Raw genomic sequence first — 981 nt, forward strand, 5'->3', positions numbered from 1 at the left:
CTAGATAACCATATGGGCGAGGGGGGCGTTAGTGTTTTGACCTGGGTCAAGCGGGCCGGTTATTATCACAGGTCGCCGGATATCCCGGCCCCAAGCCCCACCAGCAAAGCGTTAAGATATGTAGCCCGCGACCGCCTGCAACAGTTTATAGGCGGTGCGCGCGTCATGGCCGACAACATCCAGAAAGGCATCTGCCCCGATGCGCAGACAGGTCAGATCGGTCGCCGCCCGCATGTCCAATGCGCGCGGTTCATTGCGGATCAGGCCCAGTTCGCCCACCAGTTTGCCGGGACCGGATGTCGTGACGAGCAGATCATCGTCATCCCCCGGACCGGGCAGCAGCAACTCCGCCGTGCCTTCGGTGATCAAAAACGCCCCGCTCGACGGACCGTCGTCTTTGTGAAACACATATTCCCCCGCCTTGGCGGTGTACCAGCGCGCGCTAAAGGCCAGCAGGCGCAGTTGTTTGCGTTCAAGCCCCGAAAACAGGTCCGTCTGTTCAAGCGCGCGCAGCTTGCGGGCCAGATCTGCGCTGACGGTGTCATCCTCTTGGGGGGTCACATCGCTGCCGATCGTGGAAATGCGCCCCTGTTGCAGAACGAATTGTGCGTCAAATCCGCTGACCTCGTCAAAGCTGGGCTGGAGGCAGATGATGGTCGTCTGGGGCAACAGGCCGCGTAAACGGGTGTGCAGGTCTGCGCGGATGGGGGCGTCAAAACTGTTTAATACATCGTCGAGGATCAGCACATCAGGGCGCTTGATCGTGGCGCGGCTGATGGCCAGCGTTTCCGTCAGCAGCGCAGGCAGATTGGTGCCCCCCAACGTCAGCGGAATGTCAAAGATCAGATCCAGAACCAGCCCTTCAAGCTCTGCTTCATAAAGCGCATCCACTGCGACGCGCCGCAAGGCATCGCCCTTTCCGCCGGCGGCTTCGGTCATCTTGCCAAACAGCACGTTTTCCAAAACGGTCAAACCGGCGAC

At 60.3% G+C, this 981-nt stretch carries 1 protein-coding gene; it reads right to left on the reverse strand.

Going from position 1 to position 981, the window contains the following annotated elements; all coding sequences use genetic code 11:
• Nucleotides 1-111 precede the first annotated feature (111 nt).
• A partial coding sequence (locus QZ279_RS05305; RefSeq protein ID WP_293448935.1) for a cyclic nucleotide-binding domain-containing protein occupies nucleotides 112-981 on the reverse strand: 870 nt, incomplete at its 5' end.

Origin of the sequence: Planktotalea sp., assembly GCF_018607965.1 — a bacterium.
Classification (GTDB): domain Bacteria; phylum Pseudomonadota; class Alphaproteobacteria; order Rhodobacterales; family Rhodobacteraceae; genus Planktotalea.